The sequence below is a fragment of the Novosphingobium sp. CECT 9465 genome, assembly GCF_920987055.1.
Taxonomy (GTDB): Bacteria; Pseudomonadota; Alphaproteobacteria; order Sphingomonadales; family Sphingomonadaceae; genus Novosphingobium.
Genome location: NZ_CAKLBX010000001.1, coordinates 2974272 through 2995974, shown reverse-complemented (window position 1 = coordinate 2995974; position 21703 = coordinate 2974272). Strand labels below are relative to the sequence as shown.

At 63.2% G+C, this 21703-nt stretch carries 19 protein-coding genes; 9 read left to right on the top strand and 10 right to left on the bottom strand.

Going from position 1 to position 21703, the window contains the following annotated elements:
• Nucleotides 1-10: 10 nt before the first annotated feature.
• Genes LUA85_RS14625 through LUA85_RS14615 form a run of 3 tightly spaced genes read left to right on the top strand, consistent with a single transcriptional unit; the run spans nucleotide 11 to nucleotide 1744 of the window.
• A complete protein-coding gene (locus tag LUA85_RS14625) occupies nucleotides 11-1012 on the top strand; it encodes a right-handed parallel beta-helix repeat-containing protein (RefSeq protein ID WP_231471004.1) in 1002 nt (333 codons plus the stop codon).
• Between the two features lie 37 nt (nucleotides 1013-1049).
• Nucleotides 1050-1391 carry a hypothetical protein gene (locus tag LUA85_RS14620; RefSeq protein WP_231471003.1) on the top strand — a complete coding sequence of 114 codons (342 nt, stop codon included), beginning with the start codon at nucleotides 1050-1052 and terminating at the stop codon, nucleotides 1389-1391.
• 53 nt (nucleotides 1392-1444) lie between these two features.
• Nucleotides 1445-1744 (top strand): hypothetical protein, encoded by a 300-nt coding sequence (locus LUA85_RS14615; protein ID WP_231471002.1) that lies wholly within the window; start codon nucleotides 1445-1447, stop codon nucleotides 1742-1744.
• Between the two features lie 129 nt (nucleotides 1745-1873).
• Here the strand turns inward: LUA85_RS14615 and ribA are convergent, their stop codons facing one another.
• From ribA to rpmG, 4 genes are all read right to left on the bottom strand, one after another.
• Entirely contained in the window at nucleotides 1874-2938 is a 1065-nt protein-coding gene (gene ribA, locus LUA85_RS14610) for a GTP cyclohydrolase II (RefSeq protein ID WP_231471001.1), read from the bottom strand.
• Nucleotides 2935-3726: an exodeoxyribonuclease III gene (locus LUA85_RS14605; protein WP_231471000.1), complete on the bottom strand. Its 792-nt coding sequence runs from the start codon at nucleotides 3724-3726 to the stop codon at nucleotides 2935-2937. The genes ribA and LUA85_RS14605 overlap by 4 nt, the downstream gene beginning before the upstream one ends.
• 459 nt (nucleotides 3727-4185) lie before the next feature.
• Nucleotides 4186-4848: an outer membrane lipoprotein carrier protein LolA gene (locus LUA85_RS14600; protein ID WP_231470999.1), complete on the bottom strand. Its 663-nt coding sequence runs from the start codon at nucleotides 4846-4848 to the stop codon at nucleotides 4186-4188.
• Nucleotides 4849-4942: 94 nt separating this feature from the next.
• Nucleotides 4943-5110 carry a 50S ribosomal protein L33 gene (gene rpmG / locus LUA85_RS14595; protein ID WP_011446825.1) on the bottom strand — a complete coding sequence of 56 codons (168 nt, stop codon included), beginning with the start codon at nucleotides 5108-5110 and terminating at the stop codon, nucleotides 4943-4945.
• Between the two features lie 234 nt (nucleotides 5111-5344).
• Here rpmG and phhA point away from each other — a divergent pair, with 234 nt between their 5' ends.
• Nucleotides 5345-6235 (top strand): phenylalanine 4-monooxygenase, encoded by an 891-nt coding sequence (gene phhA / locus LUA85_RS14590; protein WP_231471896.1) that lies wholly within the window; start codon nucleotides 5345-5347, stop codon nucleotides 6233-6235.
• 64 nt (nucleotides 6236-6299) lie between these two features.
• Here the strand turns inward: phhA and LUA85_RS14585 are convergent, their stop codons facing one another.
• From LUA85_RS14585 to LUA85_RS14570, 4 genes are all read right to left on the bottom strand, one after another.
• A complete protein-coding gene (locus LUA85_RS14585) occupies nucleotides 6300-6575 on the bottom strand; it encodes a hypothetical protein (RefSeq protein ID WP_231470998.1) in 276 nt (91 codons plus the stop codon).
• A 92-nt stretch (nucleotides 6576-6667) separates the two neighbouring features.
• Nucleotides 6668-6934, bottom strand: a complete 267-nt coding sequence (locus LUA85_RS14580; protein ID WP_231470997.1) for a GlsB/YeaQ/YmgE family stress response membrane protein — start codon at nucleotides 6932-6934, stop codon at nucleotides 6668-6670.
• 93 nt (nucleotides 6935-7027) lie between these two features.
• Nucleotides 7028-7840, bottom strand: coding sequence for an undecaprenyl-diphosphate phosphatase (locus tag LUA85_RS14575; RefSeq protein WP_231470996.1), 813 nt, complete (start codon nucleotides 7838-7840; stop codon nucleotides 7028-7030).
• 63 nt (nucleotides 7841-7903) lie between these two features.
• Nucleotides 7904-9691: an ABC transporter transmembrane domain-containing protein gene (locus LUA85_RS14570; RefSeq protein ID WP_231470995.1), complete on the bottom strand. Its 1788-nt coding sequence runs from the start codon at nucleotides 9689-9691 to the stop codon at nucleotides 7904-7906.
• 162 nt (nucleotides 9692-9853) lie between these two features.
• Between LUA85_RS14570 and LUA85_RS14565 the strand changes: the two genes are divergently transcribed.
• Nucleotides 9854-11110: a polyhydroxyalkanoate depolymerase gene (locus LUA85_RS14565; protein ID WP_231471895.1), complete on the top strand. Its 1257-nt coding sequence runs from the start codon at nucleotides 9854-9856 to the stop codon at nucleotides 11108-11110.
• Between the two features lie 254 nt (nucleotides 11111-11364).
• Nucleotides 11365-12243, top strand: coding sequence for a family 16 glycosylhydrolase (locus LUA85_RS14560; RefSeq protein WP_231470994.1), 879 nt, complete (start codon nucleotides 11365-11367; stop codon nucleotides 12241-12243).
• A gap of 20 nt (nucleotides 12244-12263) precedes the next feature.
• Here LUA85_RS14560 and LUA85_RS14555 read toward each other — a convergent pair whose 3' ends face one another.
• Both LUA85_RS14555 and LUA85_RS14550 read right to left on the bottom strand, forming a co-directional pair.
• Nucleotides 12264-13637: a putative O-glycosylation ligase, exosortase A system-associated gene (locus LUA85_RS14555; RefSeq protein ID WP_231470993.1), complete on the bottom strand. Its 1374-nt coding sequence runs from the start codon at nucleotides 13635-13637 to the stop codon at nucleotides 12264-12266.
• Nucleotides 13630-13791 carry a hypothetical protein gene (locus LUA85_RS14550; protein WP_231470992.1) on the bottom strand — a complete coding sequence of 54 codons (162 nt, stop codon included), beginning with the start codon at nucleotides 13789-13791 and terminating at the stop codon, nucleotides 13630-13632. The genes LUA85_RS14555 and LUA85_RS14550 overlap by 8 nt, the downstream gene beginning before the upstream one ends.
• A gap of 69 nt (nucleotides 13792-13860) precedes the next feature.
• Between LUA85_RS14550 and LUA85_RS14545 the strand changes: the two genes are divergently transcribed.
• From LUA85_RS14545 to gltB, 3 genes are all read left to right on the top strand, one after another.
• Complete coding sequence (locus tag LUA85_RS14545) at nucleotides 13861-15090, top strand: TIGR04063 family PEP-CTERM/XrtA system glycosyltransferase (protein ID WP_231471894.1); 1230 nt, start codon at nucleotides 13861-13863, stop codon at nucleotides 15088-15090.
• 46 nt (nucleotides 15091-15136) lie between these two features.
• On the top strand, nucleotides 15137-16852 hold the full coding sequence (locus LUA85_RS14540; RefSeq protein ID WP_231470991.1) for a hypothetical protein: 1716 nt from the start codon (nucleotides 15137-15139) through the stop codon (nucleotides 16850-16852).
• Between the two features lie 203 nt (nucleotides 16853-17055).
• Nucleotides 17056-21696, top strand: coding sequence for a glutamate synthase large subunit (gltB, locus tag LUA85_RS14535; RefSeq protein WP_231470990.1), 4641 nt, complete (start codon nucleotides 17056-17058; stop codon nucleotides 21694-21696).
• Nucleotides 21697-21703: the final 7 nt, after the last annotated feature.

Here is a 21703-nt window from a genome sequence, read left to right as displayed (position 1 = left end):
ACAGCGCATGATGAACAGTACCGAAACCAATCTTTTCGCGGCCACCGAACGCCGCCACCGCCGCCAGCGATTGCGGCTGTTGCTGCTCGCGCTCGGCGTGGTCGTCGCAATACCGGCAACGGCGCTTCTGGCGCAGGAAACGCGCGCGCCCTATACCGTGGTTGAAACCGGCCGCAGCTTTTCTGCGCTTCAGGAAGCGGTCAATGCCATTGGCGATGGCACTGGCACGATCCGCATCGAACCCGGTGTCTATCGCGATTGTGCTGTCCAGCAGGCGGGCGATGTCGGTTTTGTCGCGCAAGTGCCGGGGCAGACGGTGTTGGATGGCGCGGCCTGCGAAGGCAAGGCCACCATCGTCGCGCGCGGTCGCTCTACCCGCGTCGAAGGCCTGATCTTCCAGAACATCCGCGTCCACGATGCCAATGGTTCCGGTATCCGGCTTGAACATGGCAACCTGACCGTACGCCAATCGTGGTTCCGCGATAGCGAACAGGGCATCCTTTCGGCAGACGACCCCACTGCCGCCGTGCTGATCGAAAAGTCCACCTTCACGCGCCTTGGTCGATGCGATCGCGGCCTGTCCTGCGCACATTCGGTCTATTTCGGCGATTATGGCAGCGTTACCATCCGCCAGAGCCGGTTTGAGGCCGGACGGGGCGGGCATTATGTCAAGGCTCGCGCAGGCCGCGTCGAGGTGACCGAATCCAGCTTCGATGATACCGCCGGTTCCACCACCAATTACATGATCGATCTGCCCGCAGGCGCCACCGGGCGCATCGCCAACAATATGTTCGTGCAGGGCCGCGACAAGGAAAACTACAGCGCTTTCATCACTGTAGCCGCCGAAGGCCGCCTCCACAGTTCGGCGGGCCTTGCCATCGCCGGAAACGACGCACGGTTTGCGCCGGGCGTCAGCCGTTCGTCGGCCTTTGTGGCAGACTGGTCGGGCGATCCGCTTGCCATCGGCAGCAATACGCTCGGCAATGGTCTCACCCGCTTCGAAAAGCGCTGATCTTGCCCTGAGGGTCCGCTGACCCTACCTTGCCGGTGTGCTTAGCCACCTGCCATCGCGCCTGACCGGGCGGCTGTGGGCCGCCCTGCTGGCCCTGACGGTGCTGTTCCACGCCACCGCCCCGTTTGATGCACCGTTGCTGGCGCGCAGCGGCTCTGCGTTCAGTGCCGCTACGGTTGAACTCGCGGTTGCCCCCGAACGCCGTATGGCACCGCAACGCGCGTTGCTGCCCATCGCGCCACCAGGCGCGGTTGAAATTCTCCCGCCACCTGTACCCGTTATCCCGGCGCGCTCCCACGCATGGCCGCGCCAGACCGCGCCGCCAGTTCAGCCACCGCTTCTGCTCCGCCCTGCGCCGACCGGACCTCCCCACGCCTGACGCTGCCGTTGCACCCACCGGGTGCCGTCATCACGCATGTCAGGAAGCTCACTATGTCAAAGTCCACTCTCGCATCGGCCGTCGATGCGCGCCGTGCCCATGTGGAGGCGCTGCTTGGCGCTTACCCCGATGTCACGCTGCAGGAGCGCGAAATAATCGTCAACTGGTTCAGGAATGAAGCCTCCGCGCTCGATGTGGCGCTGGTTGCCAGCAATCCCGCGGCAGAGCGCGGCTACCGCCGCTTCCGCGCCGAACATATCGACAGGTTCACCCCGAAGGACATGGCCAAAGCGCTGGGGTTTGCGTTGATCGTTGCCATGGCGGTCCTGCTGATCGCCTGGCGCGCGCTATAGCACAGCAGACACGTTCGTCATTGCGAGGAGGCGAAGCCGACGCGGCAATCCGGGGTGCCGAACGCAACCGCTCTGAATTGCCTCAGCCTGCGGCCTCGCAATGACGATTCATGAATTATCGCCAGCCGTTCAGCGCAGCAGGTGCCCGGTGCGGTCGCGCTTGGTATCCAGATAGCGCTGGTTGTGGGGATTGGCCGGAAGCTGGTGCGCCACACGTTCGGTCACTTCCACGCCCAGTTCCCGCAAGGTCGCCACCTTCTGCGGATTGTTGGTGAGCAGGCGCAGGCGGGCAATTCCCAGCAGATCGAGCATCCTTGCAGCCACCGGGAAATCGCGCGCCTCGCTTGGCAGGCCCAGTCGCTCGTTGGCGTCCACCGTGTCAAAGCCCTGATCCTGCAGTTCATAGGCGCGCAGCTTGTTGATAAGGCCGATGCCGCGCCCTTCCTGCCGTAAGTACAAGAGTACGCCCCAGCCGCCCGCGTTGGCTTCCTCGGCCATGTGGGCCAGCGCTGCGTCCAGTTGCGGCCCGCAATCGCACTTGAGGCTGCCCAGCACGTCGCCGGTCAGACATTCGCTGTGCAGCCGCACCAGCGGCTCGCGCTCACTGGTTTGTGTGCCCAGCACCAGTGCCACATGTTCGCGCAAATCATCGCGCGCGCGGAACGCCACGATCTCGGCATGTTCGCAGGCGTGAACGGGCAACCGTGCGCGCGCCTGAATGGTCAGGTTCAGCGGGTCCTTGAACTGCGCCAGATCGGCCGCGGAAACCTCGGCGGCAATCTCCACCCCGGTTGAAACGAGGAACGCGGGCAGGATTCCCGCCAGCCGCGCCAGTTCCATCGCTGCTGTCGCTGCTTCGCCAGTGTCGATCGGATCGGCCTTGAACGGCCCGCGCAAGGGGCTGCCAAGGTCTTGCGCCGGATCGGCCAGATTGCGCGCGGCAGACAGGCTGAACGGCTCGGCCCCCCGGATCAGCACCGGAGCTTCGGGCACGGCGGCATCGCGCTGGTTCGCCAGCTTCAGCGTGGCCGCGCGCGCATCGGAAATCAGCAGCCGCGCTGCATAGATGCCCGGCTGCACGAACGCGGTTTCGGCGGGCAGCAGATCGAGCGCGCCGTCCGCGCCGGTCACGCGGATCGCCCAGCCGTGGCGCAACGCGTCGAGCGCGCGCGCGACGTTTCGCGTATCCGTCAAAGGTCCAGCTCGGTGATCAGCGGGATGTGATCGGAAGGCTGCTCCCACTTGCGGGTTTCTTCCACAAAGCGGTGCCCGCGCGTCTGCGCCGCCGCCTCTGGCGAGGCCCACATATGGTCGAGCCGCCGTCCCTGATCCTTCTCGCGCCAGTAGGAGCGATAGGACCACCACGAGTAATTGCGTTCCGGCGCGGGGATGTGCTTGCGGCCCAGATCGACCCAGCCATGCGCATCGGCAAAGCGTTGCAGCGTTTCCACCTCAAGCGGGGTGTGGCTGACGACCTTGAGCAGCGCCTTATGATTGTAAACGTCGCACTCCAGCGGCGCGATGTTGAAATCGCCGACGATCAGCGTCGGCCGTTCGATCTTTTCGGCCCAGCGCGTCATGCGCTCCAGAAAGTCGAGCTTCTGGCCGAACTTGGCGTTGACCTCGCGGTCGGCCACGTCACCGCCTGCCGGGATATAGACATTCTCGATGATCAACCCCTTGCCCGGCCCGGTCAGCTCCACGCCGATATGCCGCGCCTCGCCATTGTCCTGCCAGTCATGCTTGCTGAAATCGCGGAAGGGGATGCGGCTGACGGTGGCGACGCCGTGGTAGCCCTTCTGCCCATGCACCGCGCGGTGTGTGTAGCCCAGCTTCTCGAACACCTCGTGCGGAAACAGGTTCTCCGGCGTCTTGATCTCCTGCAGGCACAACACATCGGGCGCCTCCTGCGTCAAAAAGCGTTCGACCTGATCGGCGCGCAAGCGGACCGAATTAATGTTCCATGTGGCAACCGAGATCATGCGCTCGGCTTTAGGATTGCGGGCGGGCGATTGCTAGATGGGATGTGGGGGCGACCCAAAACAAGAAAACCCTCGGACCGGGGGCATTGGTCCGAGGGTTCCATTTGCGTTCGTCACGCTTGGCGAGGAGGTCATCAGGAGACCGGCAACAGGGGGGAAACCCGCCTCGACCGCCTCGTCGACAATCGTTTTAGGCGACGTTCGCTTGCCCCCCGATGAACAGTCCTGACAGGCTTGTCGCAACTTGTCGCAAGGGGCGAACGGTTGAGGGCCGAGGTGCTCCGGGGCGGCGACGGGGGAGGACGGCGAATCGCCTAGCTTCAGCTTCTGCTTCCCCGCGAAAGCGGGGATCTCAGGAGGTTGCGCGATGAGGTATGAGGCCCCCGCCTTCGCGGGGGAGCGGATTTCGTATATTTCCGCTATTGCCCGGCAACGTGAAGATGCGGGCAGCGAGTTGCTTCAACGGTTCGAAGCGTTGCGGCGCGGGTCGGTCCATTTGAAGGTGCTGTCTGCAACCGCCAAGCCATATTGATGGCCGTTCAGGCGAATCGTCGTGCGTTTGTTCTGCGAATCGAGTGCGACCCACGAATCGAGTTGCAGCCCGCCCGGCGCTGCGCCGTTGCGCACGAAGATCATCGTGATCGCGCCATATTCGGGGTGCTTGGGATCGCGCACCTGCAGGCTGATGACATTGCGGTCAGGCGTGGGCAGCAGCTTGGCAAAGCGCGCGACGTCCTTCTTCGGATCCAGCAGCGCGCCCAGCGGGCTGTTGCCGATCGGCCAGCGCTGCACCTGGCGCACTTCGTAATCGATCATGGTCAGCGCGCGACCATCGCCCACGATCAGCAGGGGAATGCCCTTCTGGTACTGGAAGCGGATCTTGCCGGGGCGCTTCATCGTCAGCACACCAGAGATATTCTGGCCCGAACGATCGGTCTGGACGAAGTTCGCTTTCAACGTGGTAATCGCGCGCAACGCGGCGACCGCGCGGTCGATGTCGGGCGAGGGCGCCTGCGCCGCGACAGAGGCGGGCGCAATCGCGGCCCCGGCCGTGCCGAGGACAAGCGAAATGGCCGCCAAAGGACGGCCCATCTTGCGGAATGTGGTCAAAATCGTGTTCATCGCCGTTCCTTGCAGTGTCGGCGTTGAACTCGCCGTGAACCGCCGGGTTCCGAAAGGGAGTGGCGGTTCCGACGGGCAAAGGGCAAAAATGCCCTTACTTGATCTTGGCTTCCTTGAACTCGACATGCTTGCGCACGACGGGATCATACTTGCGGAAGGTCATCTTCTCGGTCGTGTTGCGCGGGTTCTTCTTGGTCACGTAGAAGAAACCTGTGTCTGCGGTCGAGACCAGACGGATCTTGACGGTGGTCGGCTTTGCCATTGCTCTATCCTGAACTTTTCGCGCGAATCTGAAACAAATGTAGCGGCGCGTTTCCACGCCGCCATCACTGTTGTTGGTATGTGGGGCGGGCGGTTGGGGTAGAATCGGTCCGAAGTCAAGAGCGCAGTGCCGGCGCGCTGCATTTGCCGGAACGATGGATGCATGATAGTGGTTGCAACAGAAACCATGTCCAGCACCCTTACCTTGCCCTTCGACTATACCCGCCTCCCCGAAATGCCGGTCGGCGTCTATACCGCGCCCTTGCGCCGCCCCGCCCATGTGGGAGAGGATTGGCTTGAACCCGCGCAACGCCGCTACAGCGCCGATGAAAACGCGGTATGGGACGCGCTTTACGCCCGTCAGACGGAACTGCTGCCGGGGCGGGCGTGCAGCGCCTTCCTCAACGGGCTGGAGCGGCTTGACCTGGGGCAGGGCGGGGTGCCCGATTTCGCGCGTCTCTCGGCCAGCCTGAGGGCGCTCACCGGCTGGTGCGTGGTGCCGGTGCCGATGCTGATCCCCGATCACGTCTTCTTCTGGCACCTTGCCAATCGCCGCTTTCCGGCGGGCAATTTCATCCGCACCCGCGAAAGCTTCGATTACATTCAGGAGCCGGACGTTTTCCACGATGTGTTCGGCCACGTCCCCATGCTCACCGATCCGACATACGCCGATTACATGCAGGAATATGGCCGCGCCGGGTGGAAGGCTATGCGCCACAACCGGCTGAAGGCGCTGGGCGCGCTTTATTGGTACACCGTTGAATTCGGACTGGTGCAGGAGGGTGGATACCTTCGCGTCTATGGTGCGGGCATCCTGTCCGGCCCGCGCGAGGCGGTGTTCGCGCTTGAGGGGCAATCGCCCAACCGGATCATGCTCAATGTCGACCGGGTGATGCGCACCGATTACGTGATCGACGATCTGCAACCGACCTATTTCGTGATCGAAAGCTTTGCCGACCTTTATCATCAGACGGTGGAGCGCGATTTCGACCGGCTCTACCGCGCGCTGGGACCGGGGTTCACATATGCCAACACCGCCATGATCGACGTGGACGATGTGCTGCATCGGGGCACCCTGGAATACCACCTGCGCGGCGGGCGCGGATCGGGCGCGGTTCCGGTCTGAGCATACGAAAAACCCGGCGCCGCAAGATGCAGGCCGGGTCTGACGATTGCAAAGCGCGATTCGATCAGTTGGGAATCTTGTCGGCCTTGTCTTCCATGGCATCGGCCTTGGCTTCGCCGGCATCGCGCACGGCTTCAGCCTTGTCTTCCATGGCGTCTTCCGAAGGACCGTCGATCGCGTCAGCACGGTCTTCCATGGCGTCAGCCGTCGCTTCGCTCGAAGCGCGCACGGCGTCGGCCTGATCTTCGGCAGCGTTTTCCGTTGCGCTGTCACAAGCGGAAAGGCCAAGGCCCATCGCAACAACCGAAGCCATCATGGCGCCCTTGAAAATACCCTTCATGGTAATCCCCTTCTTGAAAATTGGTCTGGTCGTGGAGAGGGCGGTCCTTGCGGGCCGCCCTCGGATATTGGTCGAAATCTGGGTAGCCCGGATTAACGGACCGAACCGCGACGGACGAGATTGACGATTGCGAGCAGGATCAGCGCGCCCAGGAACGATACGATAAGCGTACCGGCCGAGATGCCGTTGGTGATGCTGCCGCCACCGACCAGCGGTGCGAGAAGGAAACCGCCCAGCAGCGCGCCGACGATGCCGACCACGATGTTGAGAAAGATGCCCTGCTGCGCGTCGGTGCGCATGACGATGCTCGCCAGCCAGCCGAGAATGCCGCCGACGATGAGAAGAATGATCAGGCCCATGTGTATAACCCCTTGAAGTGCTGTCTGTCCGGTCAATCCCGGACAGGGCACTTGGTTCCGCAAATGCGGTGGGGCGTTGTCAGGCTATCAGGATCAGCGCAGCGACAGCCAGGCGATAGCGGCAGCGCCGGCCACGATGCGATACCACGCAAACGGCTTGAATCCGGCGCGGCTCACGTAAGCCACGAACATGCGGATAACTGCCAGCGCGACGACGAACGAGACCACGAAGCCGACCGCGATTTCGGTCCATCCCACGCCCAGTGTGCCCGCCATCACCGCCTCGCGATTGTCGATCAGTTCGAGCGTTGTCGCGCCCAGCATCGTCGGGATGGCAAGAAAGAAGCTGAACTCTGCCGCTGTCCGCCGTTCGATTCCCATCGCCAGCGCGCCCATGATCGTCGCGCCCGAACGGCTGACGCCGGGGATCATCGAAACGCACTGCGCCAGTCCCACGCCAAGCGCCTGGCGCAAGGGCAATTGCCCGATGCCGGTCAGTTCGCCGGTCTTGGCGTATTTCTCGATCACGAGGATCGCCACGCCGCCCGCGATCAACGCCCAGCACACCACCATCGGGCTACCCAGCAAAACGTCGATCTGATCCTTCAGCAACAGCCCAAGGATGGCCGAAGGGATGAACGCTGCCAGCAGGTTGCGCAGGAAGCGCAAGCTGATCGGCTCAAGCCGCAGCAGCCCCATGCCCACCGCCCAGAACGTGCGCCAGTACTGCACCACGACCGCCAGAATTGCGCCGAGCTGGATCACGACGTTGAACATCGCCCACTGGTGCGGTTCGTAGCCGAACAGCTCGGTCGCCAGAATCAGATGCCCAGTGGAGGAAACCGGCAGAAATTCGGTAAGCCCCTCGACAATGCCGAGAAGGATGGCGGTGATGATCGTATCCATGAGCTTCCCTGTTTCGGAATACCCGATTTGCCGCAGCGCAGCATCAAGTCAAGGGGTAACGCGTCAGGCGATCATGCCTTCGAACTGCAACCGTGCCAGCCGTGCATAAAGGCCGTCAGCCGCCGAAAGGCTGGTATGCGTACCCTGTTCGACGATGCATCCGCCATCCATCACCACGATGCGGTCTGCGGCGCGGATCGTGGCGAGGCGGTGCGCGATGACCAGTGTGGTGCGCGCCTTCATCAGCCGGTCGAGCGCTTCCTGCACCAGCCGTTCGCTTTCGGCATCGAGTGCGCTGGTGGCCTCGTCCAGCAGCAGGATCGGCGATTGGCGCAGGACCGCGCGGGCAATGGCAATGCGCTGGCGCTGCCCGCCCGAAAGCCGTGCCCCATCCTCCCCCAGAAACGTATCGAGGCCTTGGGGCAATTCGCGCAGGAACGTCTCGGCATTGGCGGTGCGCGCCGCTTCCCAGATATCCTCGTCGGTGGCGGACCAGTTGCCATAGCGCAGGTTGTCACGGGCAGAGGCGGCAAACAAAGTTGCATCCTGCGGCACCAGCGCGCTGCGGGCGCGCACTTCGGCAGGATCGGCGCTGGTCAGCGGTACGCCGTCGATGCGGATCATGCCCGCATGCGGGTCGTAGAAGCGCTGCGCCAGCAGGAACAGGGTCGATTTGCCCGCCCCCGATGGCCCGACGATGGCGACCGTCTCGCCCGGTTCCACCGTTAGCGAGAAATCGTCCAGCGCCAGAACTTCGGGGCGCGAGGGGTAGCGGAAGCCGACGTTCTGGAACGCGATCTGGCCGCGCGGCGGCATCGGCAATGCCGTAGGGCGCGCAGGCGGTGCGATGTCGGGCTGTTCACGCAGCAGTTCGTTCAGCCGTCCGGCGGCGCCCGCCCCGCGCAGCAGGTCGCCATAGACTTCGGACAGGGCGCCCGCCGCACCGGCGACCAGACCAGCCGTGATCACGATGGCAAAGATCGTCCCCCCGCTGATTGATCCCTCGGCCACGCCAACCGCGCCTTCCCACACCAGCATGGTGATCCCGCCGAACACCAGCAGGATGACGATGGCCGTCATCACCGCGCGCAAGGATATGCGTCGCAGTGCCGTCTGGAACGTCGCCTCGACCTTTTCGCCGAAACGATCGAGTTCGCGTTTTTCCTGCCCGAAAGCCTGGACGATCTTCATGGCGCCCAGCACTTCGGCCACGATCACGCCGATTCCGGCCACGCGGTCCTGACTGGAGCGTGACACGTTGCGTACGCGTCGCCCGAAGAACACGATGGGTCCGACTACCAGCGGAATGCCGATCATCAGGATCGCGGTCAGCTTGGGCGCGAGGTAGAACAGGTAGATCAGGCCGCCGACAGCCGTGATCACGTTGCGCAAGGCCACCGAAACCGTGGTGCCGACCACTTGCTCGATGATCGCGGTGTCCGAGGTCATCCGCGAGGAGATTTCCTTGGGACTGTTGCTCTCGAAGAAGGACGGCGGCAGGCGCAGCAGGTTGGCCTGCACGCGGAGGCGAATGTCAGCCACCACGCGCTCGCCCAGCCAGGATACGAAATAGAACCGGCAGGCGGTGCCCAGCGCGAGTACCAGTACGATCAGCAGCAGGTACTGGAACCAGCGGCCCAGCGCCTCCACGTCTGCCCCGGCGGCAAAACCCTTGTCGATGATCAGGCGGAACCCGGCGGGAATTGCCAGGGTTGCACCCGATGTCACCAGCAGCGCCGCCGACGCAGCCGCCAGGCGTCCGGGATACTTGATCGCCTCGCGCCAGATCATACCTAAGGGACCCAGCGTACGGGCGCGGGCGGGTTCGGCGGGCTTGGTTTCCTCGTCCATGGCGCATCGCCTAGCCTAAGGCGCGGGCCGCCGGAAGGGGGCGGATGTCGCAGGTGCGATTTGTTGCGTTGCACAAATGCGCGAATCGCGGCAAACTGTGCTTAACGAGTCCCCGGTCGTCGTTTTGATTGTGCCGGGCAACAAATCAAAAAGGTGTTCGCAATGCTTTACAAGGCTTACGAGATACAGCGCTCGCTGCTGAATGCGAGCAGTGCATGGGCCTCGATGATGGCAGACGTGCTGAACGACGAGCGCAATCCGCTTGCCGGCGTCGGTCCCAGCCAGATGCTCGCATCGGCGCTCGACGTGTTCGCGCATGCAGCTGCGCCGCGTGGCAAGCCTGCCTTCGGGCTTCGCGTTATCCATGTCGATGGCGCGGCCCATGCGGTCAAGGAAACCACGGTCGTTACCCGTCCGTTCGGCGATCTCAAGATGTTCACGCATGATGGTCTGCCCAAGGACGCACCACGCCTGCTGCTGGTCGCGCCGATGAGCGGCCACTACGCCACGCTCCTGCGCGGCACGGTCGAACGCATGCTCGAACGCTGCGTGGTCTACATCACGGATTGGGCCGACGCCAAGTACGTGCCCATGGCCGAAGGCACGTTCGATCTTGATGACTACATTGATTATCTGACCGGGTTTCTCGAACATATCGGTCCCGGTGCGCACATGATGGCGGTGTGCCAGCCATCGGTCCCGGCCTTTGCCGCTACCGCGATCATGGGGGCGTCCAAGCATCCCTGCCGCCCGGTCACGCTCACGATGATGGGTGGCCCGATCGATACGCGCGAAAGCCCCACCGCGGTCAACGATCATGCGGTTACGAAGCCGCACGTGTGGTTCAAGCACAACGTGATCACGACCGTTCCCGCCAACTATCCGGGCGAGGGGCGCCGCGTCTATCCGGGCTTCGTCCAGCTTGCCAGCTTCATGTCGATGAACCTCGGCAGCCACATGATGAGCCATTACAAGCTTTATCAGCACATGATGCAGGGTGCCGACGTTGACGCCGAGGCTACCAAGACGTTCTACGAAGAATATCGCGCGGTCTGCGATCTTCCTGCAGAATTCTACCTGCAAACCGTGGACGTCGTGTTCCAGAGCCATGCCCTGCCCAAGGGCGAACTGGTTCATCGCGGGCAGGCGGTCGACCTTGGCGCGATTACCGATACCGCGATCCTGTGCATCGAGGGGGAGCGCGACGACATTTCGGGCATCGGCCAGACCAAGGCCGCGCTCAAGGTCACGCCGAACCTGCCCGATGAGATGAAGCATTATCACCTCGCCCCGGAAGCCGGCCACTACGGCATCTTCAACGGTTCGCGCTGGCGCAATTCCATCGCGCCTGTCGTGGAACAGTGGATTGGCAAGTTTGACAAGAAGGCCAAGGGCGGGAAACTGACCGCAGTGGCCTGATCTGATATAACAGGCGGCGTCGCCCATCCCTGCGGGGGTGGCCGCCGCCTGTTACACTGCGCTTCCGGGGCGATGAAAATGCGCCATTTCGGTTGTAGGTCGCAAAGCAACCCGGAAAACTTTTTCCGCGCTTGCTCGAAGCCCAACCTGATCCAGCTGCGAAATTTCCAACAAGTTAAGATGCGCTAGCGATACTGTTAAACGGCTTCGCTATTGTTTGAGCCGACGGTGCCCGTGATCCACAGGAGTTCGGGATGAAGTCGCGCGTTATCATCGTTGCCCCGGTATTGGCCGTTTTTGCCGTTGGCGCCTATGCGGCCACATCCACTTCGGGCACCACCGCCACAACAACATCAGCGGTCGTGCTGCCCGCGCCCACCGCGTCAGCCACGCCTGTAGCCCAGCCAACGTCGGCGGCGGCAACGCTGGCCGGCACGGGCCGGACCACCGCTGCGGCGGCAAAGCTGGCGCCGCTCGATCTTTCGGACATGCGCCTGTGGAATTACGGGGGCAAATGGCACGCGTCGCACTGGGCCAGTGCGCTGAGCTTCACCCCATGGAAGTTTGATCGTGTCACCAAGGCTGCCAACGGCAACGTGCGTTTCACGTTGAACTCCACCGGCGCCCCCGAACTCAAGGCCGAACGGGGCATCGTGGCGGCCAGGGATGGGCTGTGGGAAACCGAAGTCACCCTGCCGACGATGCGCGACGGTCTCGTCATCGCCCCGCTGTGGCTCTACAACAACGGCACGAAAGACGAGATCGACTTCGAATTTGCCGGGCGCAAGGGCCTCGACGTTACCGTGCACCAGTACGTCAACGGGCTGCATTTGTCGAAGACGGTGCGCTTGTTTGCGGGCGTCGATATGTCGGGCCAGCGCAAGCGGTTCGGCATCGAGGTTTCGCAGGCGCAGGGCACCATCAGGATGTATGTCGATGGCGCACTCGTCCATACGTTCGAAAAGCAGAAGCTGGGCTTCTTCCCGACATCGGAATTCCGTCCCTTGATCTCGATGTGGCCGGCCCGTTCGGACTGGAGCAATTTCGTGCAATGGGTGGGCAGATGGACGCCGCTCAAAGCCAACCAGCAGATTGTCCTTGTCGCGCACGGCTATGGCTATACCGCCCCTTGAGTGTTCTGGCCCCGGAACCGTCAAGCGAGTGACGGCTTCGCCTTTTCATTGCGGATCGCGCCCTTGCGGATCGGTTCAGGCTGCGCGGCGCGCACCCGCTTGATATAGGCCCACAATCCGCATTGCAGCCCGACCAGCATGTACACGAAGGGCTGGAACGCGATGCCCACGAACGTACACCCGACAAGATAGATCACCTGCGCCTGTTGCAGCGCCTCGGCCAGTGGCGAAACCCAGCGGAATTCCTCGCTGGTATCCTTGCGGAAGCGGCGGCGCAGCACTTCCATCTGCCACACCCCCAGCAGGTGCAGCGCCAGCCACAGCGCAAGGCCGGGATAGCCCTGTTCGCCCAGCATCTCGAAATAGCTGGAATGGTACGCGCGGCCCTTTTCCACGATCGGCTGGTATTCCAGCGCGGTGTTGTTGTCCCCGGCATTGTCGGCCTTGACCGTGTCATAGACCAGTTCGTTCTGGCGATAGGCTTCGAACCCGCCGCCGAACGGGTGCGTTTTGGCAAATTCGATGGTCCATTTCCACACCGCGATCCGTGTTCCGGCGGATTGGTCCGACTGGTGGTTCTGGATCGTGCCCATGCGATCGGTAAACTCCTTGGGCAGGAGCGGAACCGCGATCATCGCGGCAACCGCCATGATCGAAACGATCAGGACGCGCCGCTTCGCCGTGCGCAGGATCATGGCCATCAACACCACCACGCAGACAAGGCCGGTGCGCGCGCCGGTGCCGATGGGCATCAGCGCGCAGGCAAAGCACAGCGCCAGCGCAAATGCCTTCACCCGCCATTCGGGCGGAAAGATCGTGCCGAAGCGCATCAGCCATAGCGCCAGCGGGATCACCGCAATCGCCACCGCCGAAATGATCGAGCCTTCGTAAAGCCCGGTGTTGTCGTTCACCAGCAGGCGCAATTCGCCATAACCGCCGCCGCCCGCCACGGTCTTGATCCCGCCGCCGATCACGATCACCCCGATGGACAGCACCAGGATCAGCGTGATCGCCTCGATCCGCAGCCGGGTGCGCAGGGTCAGCGGCAGGAACAGCGCCCACAGCAGCGCCTTCCACACCCACGCCCATTTTTCGGCCGCTTCCACCGGAAAGTCGGCGGTCTGCGTGGAAAGCCCGCAATAGACCAGCAGCGCCAGCAGCAGGAACTGGCGCAGCGACAGGCGGATGCCATTCTTGTCCTCGGCCACGAACCACGCGATGAACGCGCACAGGAACGCGATCAGCGATACCGGAATGTGCGAAAGGATGCCCCAGCTCACCTTCTGCGGGGCCACGATGTCGATATAGGAATAGGCCAGCACGAACAGGAATGGCTTGCGAAAGCCCGCGCCGATGAACGCCAGCACGAAGCTGAGCAGGAACAGGTCAAGCATCGTCGCTGCCTTCCTGCGTTTGGCGCTTCTGCCGGAACGGCGTCTTGCGGCTGGGCAGGGAAGGATCGTCGTCCAGATCGTCACGATGCAGCAGCCGCCAGACGGCAAGCGCCATCAGCAGGTGGGGCAGGAAGAGCGTGAACTGGTCGATCATGGTTGGACACAGCGCTAGACCATCGAGGTTGACGCGGCGTTAAGCCTTGTCATGGCAGAAGTGGCCACCATGACCCGCGTGCTCCACGTCCTCGACCATTCGCTGCCGCTGCACAGCGGCTACACTTTCCGCACCCGCGCGATTCTCAAGGCGCAAGCAGCCATGGGAATCGAAGTGCGCGGCATCACCGGCCAGCGCCAGGAAGGCCCCGCTACCGGGCAGGATGCCGATGAGGTGGACGGCCTGATCTTTCATCGCACCGCCGGCGCGGCGCAGGGCCTGCCCATCGTGCGGGAATGGGGCGAAGTTTCCGCGCTGGCAGACCGGATAATCGAGGTGGCGCGCGAATGGCGGCCCGATGTGCTCCACGCCCATTCACCATCGCTGTGCGGGCTGGCCGCGATTCGCGCGGGGCGCAAGCTTGGCATCCCGGTGGTCTATGAAATCCGCGCCTTCTGGGAAGATGCCGCGGTCGGCAACGGCACGGGTCGTGAAGGCAGCGCAAAGTACTGGCTATCGCGTGTGCTGGAAAACGATGTCGTCAGCAGCGCAGACCGCGTCGTCACCATATGCGACGGGCTGCGCCAGGATCTGATCGCGCGCGGCTATGCGCCTGAAAAGATTTCGATCATGCCCAATGGCGTCGATCTCGCCCTGTTCGGCGATCCACTGCCGCGCGATACCGTGCTGGCAACCGAACTGGGGCTGGGCGATGGCCCGGTGATCGGCTTTCTCGGCAGCTTCTATCCCTATGAAGGTCTCGACGATCTGATCGCAGCCATGCCCGCCATCGTTGCAGGCATGCCCGGCGCGCGGCTGCTGCTGGTCGGCGGCGGTCCCGCCGAGACGCAATTGCGCGCGCAAGCTGCTGCATCGTCCGCCGCCGATGCCATCCGTTTCGTCGGACGGGTGCCGCATCATGAAGTGGACCGCTATTATTCGCTGGTCGATGTCGTCTGCTACCCGCGCAAAGGCATGCGCCTGACCGAACTGGTCACGCCGCTGAAGCCGATGGAAGCAATGGCGCAAGGCAAACTTGTCGCCGCATCCAATGTCGGCGGGCATCGCGAACTCATCCGTGATGGTGAAACCGGCACTCTCTTTCCTCCCGACGATCCGGCAAGCCTTGCCGCCGCGATGGTTCGGATGCTGCAATCGCAAGCGGAATGGCCCGCCCGCCGGGACAGGGCGCGGGCTTGGGTTGGCGAACATCACGACTGGGCTTCCAATGTCAGGCGTTATCAAGTCGTTTACCAAGCGCTGATACCTCATGGCGATGTGTCGGCTGCGGCGGCTTGAATCGCCCGGTCCCCAAAATTGACTTGAAAGACAGGACGCCACGCCCGTGACAGCGACGAAGCGCAAGCCCAAGCCCATCACCGCGAACCCGCTTTTTCCGCTCGTCACCGCGCTGTGGGCGGCCACTTTCCTCGGCCTCGGCAGCTTTGCCGTCGCGCCTGCGCTGCTCGAAGGTCCGGTCGTCGCGCTCGGCATTCCGGCGCTGGTCCCTGCCGCTGCCCCGCCGCTGGGCTTTACCGCGCGGGTCATGTTCGCCATCGCCATGATGGGGATTGGCGCGCTGGCGGGCTATGCCATCGGTCGCCTGATGGGCCGCGAAAAGACCGAAGCGCCGGTGCGCATGCGCGGCTTTGGCAAGGCGGCGCGTGAAGAATCGACCTTCGAAACCTGCCGCCCGATCAATGCCGCCGAAGACCTCGGCGCGCCGCTCGATGCGCCGGTGGCTGAACACGCCCCGCTGCGTCGCCGTGCGCTCAACCTTGATTCGCCGCTGGATCCGCCTGTCGACCATGCCTCGCTCCCCAGTGCGATGCCGTGGGACATCGAACCTGCGCCGTCATTCACACCGGAGCTGACCCCCGAATTTGCACGGGCGCAGTCCGATGCGCCCGCAGATGCGGCCCCGGATACGACGCTGCCCGATCCGCTCGCACTTGATCTCCTGCTGGAAGAAGCCAGCAAGGTGGATCATGCCCCCTTTGCAGATCCGCACGACACTTCTGCTGGATTCGAAGCGGCTGAAGCACACGAGGCGCAAGGGGTAGAGGTACAAGTATCTGATCTTGAGCAGGAAGTGGACCTGGTGGAAGAACCTTCCGCCGCTCCGGCCTTCATTCCGGCTCCGGCGCCATTCCTTCAGGCACAGGCCGCAGCGGCAAGTCCTATAGACAGCGCTCCGCTCGAACGGCTGGGGTTGGTGCAATTGACCGAACGTCTTGCGCTGGCCATCACGCGTCGTGCCGAAGCCGCTGAACAGACGGTCACGCCCGATTTCACGATCACCGCGCCCGCGCCACAGCCTGCCATCGCGCGGTTCGAAAGCGCTGCATTTGCCCAGCCCGATAGCGATGCAGACGCAGCGCTGGGAGCATTTGGAGACGGCCACCCGGAACGCGTCGTTCAACTCCGGCCTTCAACCTCTCCCTCAGTCCTGCCTTCGGGCCATCCTTTTGCCGATCCCGCATCCGCTTTGGACGCTGAAGCAAACGATGAGGACGAGGACGAAGACCTCGGTCTCGACCGCTTCCTGCGCATGTCGCCGCTGCTTGCCCGCAAGCGCCCGGCGGCGACCGCGACCGACGATGCCGACGCGCTTGACGCTGACGGCACCGTGGATACGGAAATGGCCGAATCCGAAGTTGTCGAAGATCGCTATCCTTCGCTGCTGGATATGGGACCTGTCGTCGCCCGCCGTGAACCGCTGCGCATCGGGGAAGATGTCTTAGAGGGCGTGGATGGCGATGAAGGCGTTGAGCCGGTCGTGGTCTTTCCCGGCCAGGAATCGCCTCTCGTGGCGGGTCCCTCCATTGGCGAAGGAGCCTCGGTCGGCACATCGCGGCCGTTTGAACGGCCTTCGATCATGCCGCTCCCCGGTTCGCCGCTGGCCTCGCGTGGCCGCGCCGCGCCATCACCGCAAACCTTGTCAGACGATGGAGACGAAGCGGTCGCAAGTTCGCCCGCCGCCCTGCCCGATGCCGAAGAAGCCGACCGTGCCCTGCGCGCGGCCCTTGCAACCCTCCAGCGGATGACGGCACAGGGCTGATCCTGTCCTGCAATACGGCGAATTTCAGCCCTTTGTGCCGTGTCGCAACCGTATTTTCGGCCTGAACCCCGCCCTTGATGCGGGTGTGCGGTTGCAAAAAAACATTCCTGCAGTCATTGGGGGAGTTCGCGCAACTTTCGTCGCCTTTCGGGCATCGTGATTCGCGCGAAACTCCTCTTTTTGGATGTAGGACAAACTTCGAAATGGGATTTCCGCCGGTTCAGGGCCTGTACGATCCGCGTAATGAGCACGATGCATGTGGCGTGGGCTTCGTCGCCCATATCAAAGGCATCAAAAGCCACTCGATCGTTGATCAGGCCCTCGAAATTCTGCGCAATCTCGATCATCGCGGTGCAGTGGGCGCCGATCCCCTGCTGGGCGATGGCGCAGGCCTGTTGATCCAGATCCCGGATCAGCTGTTCCGCAAATGGGCCGCATCCGAAGGCAAGGAACTGCCGCAGCCGGGTGACTACGCCGTGGCCATGTGCTTCCTGCCTCAGGAAGAGGCTGCGCGCCTGTTCGTTACCGAATTCTTCGAAAAGTTCATCGCCAAGGAAGGCCAGGAACTGATCGGCTGGCGCGATGTGCCCACCACGATGGACGGCCTGGGCAAGGCCGTGATCGATTCCATGCCGGTGATCCGCCAGTGCTTCATCAAGCGCGGGGCGGGCACTGCCGATCAGGCCGCGTTCGAACGCAAGCTGCTCGCCATCCGCAAGCAGACGCAGAACCCGCTGGCGATGATGGCCGAAAAGCACGGCCTTCCGGGCGTGACCCAGTTGTACATGCCCAGCTTCTCGACCCGGACGATTGTCTACAAGGGCCTGCTGCTCGCCAACCAGGTCGGCTCATTCTACGACGATCTGCGCGATCCCGATTGCGTCTCCGCGCTCGGCCTTGTGCATCAGCGCTTCAGCACCAACACTTTCCCCAGCTGGAAGCTGGCGCACCCGTTCCGCTTCATCGCGCACAACGGCGAAATCAACACCGTCCGCGGCAACGTGAACTGGATGAACGCGCGCCGCCGCACGATGGAATCGGAACTGCTCGGTCCCGATCTCGACAAGATGTGGCCGCTGATCCCGCACGGACAGTCCGATACGGCCAGCCTCGACAATGCGCTCGAACTGCTGCTGGCGGGCGGATACAGCCTTGCTCACGCGGTGATGATGCTGATCCCCGAAGCGTGGGCTGGCAATCCGTTGATGTCGCCAGCGCGCCGTGCGTTCTATGAATATCACGCCGCGCTGATGGAGCCGTGGGACGGCCCGGCAGCGGTCGCCTTCACCGATGGCCGCCAGATTGGCGCCACGCTTGATCGCAATGGCCTGCGCCCGGCGCGCTTCTCGATCACGCGCGATGATATCATCGTCATGGCTTCGGAAAGCGGCGTCCTGCCGTTCCGCGAAGAAGACATCGTCCGCAAGTGGCGGCTCCAGCCAGGTCGCATGCTCCTGATCGACATGGAGCAGGGCAAGATCATCGAGGACGAAGAGATCAAGGCGGAACTCGCCGCTGCCGAACCTTACGAGGAATGGCTGGATCAGGCCCAGTACAAGCTCAAGGAACTCGACGTGATCGAGCCTGAACTGGCGGCGCTGCCGGTGGAAACCACCTCGTTGCTCGATCGGCAGCAGGCCTTTGGCTACACGCAGGAGGATATCTCCCGTTTCCTCGAACCGATGGCCATCGCGGGCGATGATCCGCTCGGCTCGATGGGCACCGACACGCCGATTGCGGTGCTATCGAAGCGTTCGCGCCTGCTCTACGATTACTTCAAGCAGAACTTCGCGCAGGTCACCAATCCGCCGATCGATCCGATCCGCGAAGAACTGGTGATGTCGCTGGTCAGCATGATCGGCCCACGCCCCAATCTGCTCGGTCAGGATGCGGGCAGCCACAAGCGTCTCGAAGTCGATCAGCCTATCCTCACCAACGAGGATATCGCCAAGATCCGCTCGGTCGAAGCCGCGCTGGATGGCGCGTTCCGCACTGGCACCATCGACACGACCTGGGATGCTGCCGCCGGTGCCGAAGGCCTTGAAATGGCGATCAAGGAAATGTGCTGGGCGGCGACCGAAGCCGTCCTTGCCGACAAGAACATCCTGATCCTGTCCGACCGCGGGCAGAACGAGGACCGTGTGCCCATGCCGGCGGCGCTGGCAACGGCGGCGGTGCACCAGCACCTTGTCCGTCAGGGCCTGCGTATGCAGACGGGCCTCGTCGTCGAAACCGGCGAAGCACGCGAAGTGCATCACTTCTGCGTTCTGGCAGGTTATGGCGCCGAAGCGATCAACCCGTACCTCGCATTCGAGACGCTGGAGCAGATTCGCGTTGCCAAGGAGCTTCCGCTCGGCCCCAAGGATGTAAAGAAGAACTACATCAAGGCCATCGGCAAGGGCATCCTCAAGGTCATGTCCAAGATGGGCATCTCGACCTACCAGTCCTATTGCGGCGCGCAGATCTTCGACGCGGTCGGCCTGTCGAGCGAGTTTGTCGACACCTACTTCACTGGCACCGCGACCAGCATCGAAGGTGTCGGTCTTACGGAAATTGCCGAGGAAACCGTGCGCCGTCACGCCACGGCCTATGGCGACAATCCCATCTACAAGAAGATGCTCGACGTGGGCGGCATGTACCAGCTGCGCCTGCGCGGCGAATACCATGCCTGGACGGCATCGAACATCGCCAACCTGCAACATGCAGTGCGCGGCAATACGCCTGAAAAGTATCGCGAATTTGCGGAATCGATCAACGATCAGTCCGAACGGCAATTGACCATCCGCGGGCTGATGGAACTGAAGAAGGCTGAGCAGCCGATCGACATTTCCGAAGTCGAACCCGCCAGCGAAATCGTCAAGCGCTTTGCCACCGGCGCAATGAGCTATGGCTCGATCTCGTGGGAAGCGCACACCACGCTGGCCGTGGCTATGAACCGCATCGGCGGCAAGTCGAACACGGGTGAGGGCGGCGAGGACCCTGCGCGCTTTACCCCGTTGGCCAATGGCGATTCGATGCGCTCTGCGATCAAGCAGGTCGCGAGCGGGCGCTTCGGCGTGACCGCCGAATACCTCGTCAACGCTGACGACGTGCAAATCAAGATGGCGCAGGGTGCAAAGCCCGGCGAAGGCGGCCAGCTGCCGGGTGACAAGGTGGACAAGACCATCGGAAAGACCCGCCATTCCACGCCCGGCGTGGGCCTGATCTCGCCCCCGCCGCACCACGATATCTATTCGATCGAAGATCTCGCGCAGCTCATTCACGATCTCAAGAACGTGAACACGCGCGCGCGCATCTCGGTCAAGCTGGTGTCCGAAGTGGGCGTGGGCACCGTGGCGGCGGGCGTTTCCAAGGCGCGCGCCGATCATGTGACGATCTCAGGGTATGAGGGCGGCACCGGCGCATCGCCGCTCACATCGTTGACTCACGCGGGCAGCCCATGGGAAATCGGTCTTGCCGAAACCCAGCAGACGCTGCTGCTCAACAACTTGCGCAGCCGCATCTGCGTGCAGGCCGATGGTGGCATCCGCACCGGGCGCGATGTGGCCGTGGCCGCATTGCTCGGTGCCGACGAATTCGGCTTTGCCACCGCGCCGCTGATTGCGGCAGGCTGCATCATGATGCGCAAGTGCCACCTCAACACTTGCCCGGTCGGCGTCGCCACCCAGGACCCGGTCCTGCGCGCGCGCTTCACCGGCCAGCCCGAACATGTGATCAACTACTTCTTCTTCGTCGCCGAAGAACTGCGCGCGATCATGGCAGAGATGGGCTTCCGCACCGTCGCCGAAATGGTCGGTCGGGTTGACCGGCTCGATACCAACAAGGCGATCCATCACTGGAAGCTTGAAGGGATCGACCTGTCGAAGCTGCTCCATCGCGTCGAGCCGGTTGAGGGCACGACGCTCAACTGGAGCGGCACACAGGATCACGGTCTCGAAGCCGCACTCGATCAGGACCTGATCAAGTCCAGCGCAGCGGCGCTGGAAAGCGGGCAGGCGGTTCGCCTCGAACGCTCGGTCATCAACGTCAACCGCACGGTCGGCGCAATGCTGTCCGGCGAAATCGCCCGCAAATATGGCCACAAGGGCTTGCCTGACAACACCGTCCACGTCTCGTTCAAGGGTGTGGCGGGGCAGTCGTTCGGTGCGTTCCTTGCGCACGGCGTCACGCTCGATCTCGTCGGCGATGCCAACGACTATGTCGGTAAGGGCCTGTCGGGCGGCCGCGTAATCGTGCGCCCGCCTGCGCATGTCGAACGCGATCCGTCAGAAAACATCATCGTCGGCAACACCGTGCTTTACGGTGCGATTGCGGGCGAGGCCTACTTCAACGGCGTTGCCGGTGAACGCTTTGCCGTGCGCAATTCGGGCGCCGTTGCGGTTGTCGAAGGAACCGGCGATCACGGCTGCGAATACATGACCGGCGGCGTCGTCGCCGTGCTGGGCAAGACCGGGCGCAACTTTGCCGCGGGCATGTCGGGCGGTATCGCCTATGTCTATGATGTGGACGGCAACTTTGCCGATCTGGTCAATGGCGCGATGGTCGATCTCGTGCCGATTTCAGCAGAGCGCGATGAGGAAGACGGTATGGGCCGTCCACAGCAACGCGGGGTCGATGTCTACGACTACGGCATGGGCGACATGCTGCGTCACGACGCCGAGCGCCTGCGTGTGCTGGTTGAGCGGCACCATCTTTACACCGGCAGCAAGCGCGCGCGCGACATTCTTGATAACTGGGCCGAGGCGCTGCCGAAGTTCGTCAAGGTCATGCCGCGCGATTATGCTCGCGCCCTGCGCCAGATGGAGGCCGAGCGCCTCGAAGCCGCGTCCGTCGCAGCTGAATAAGGGTTAG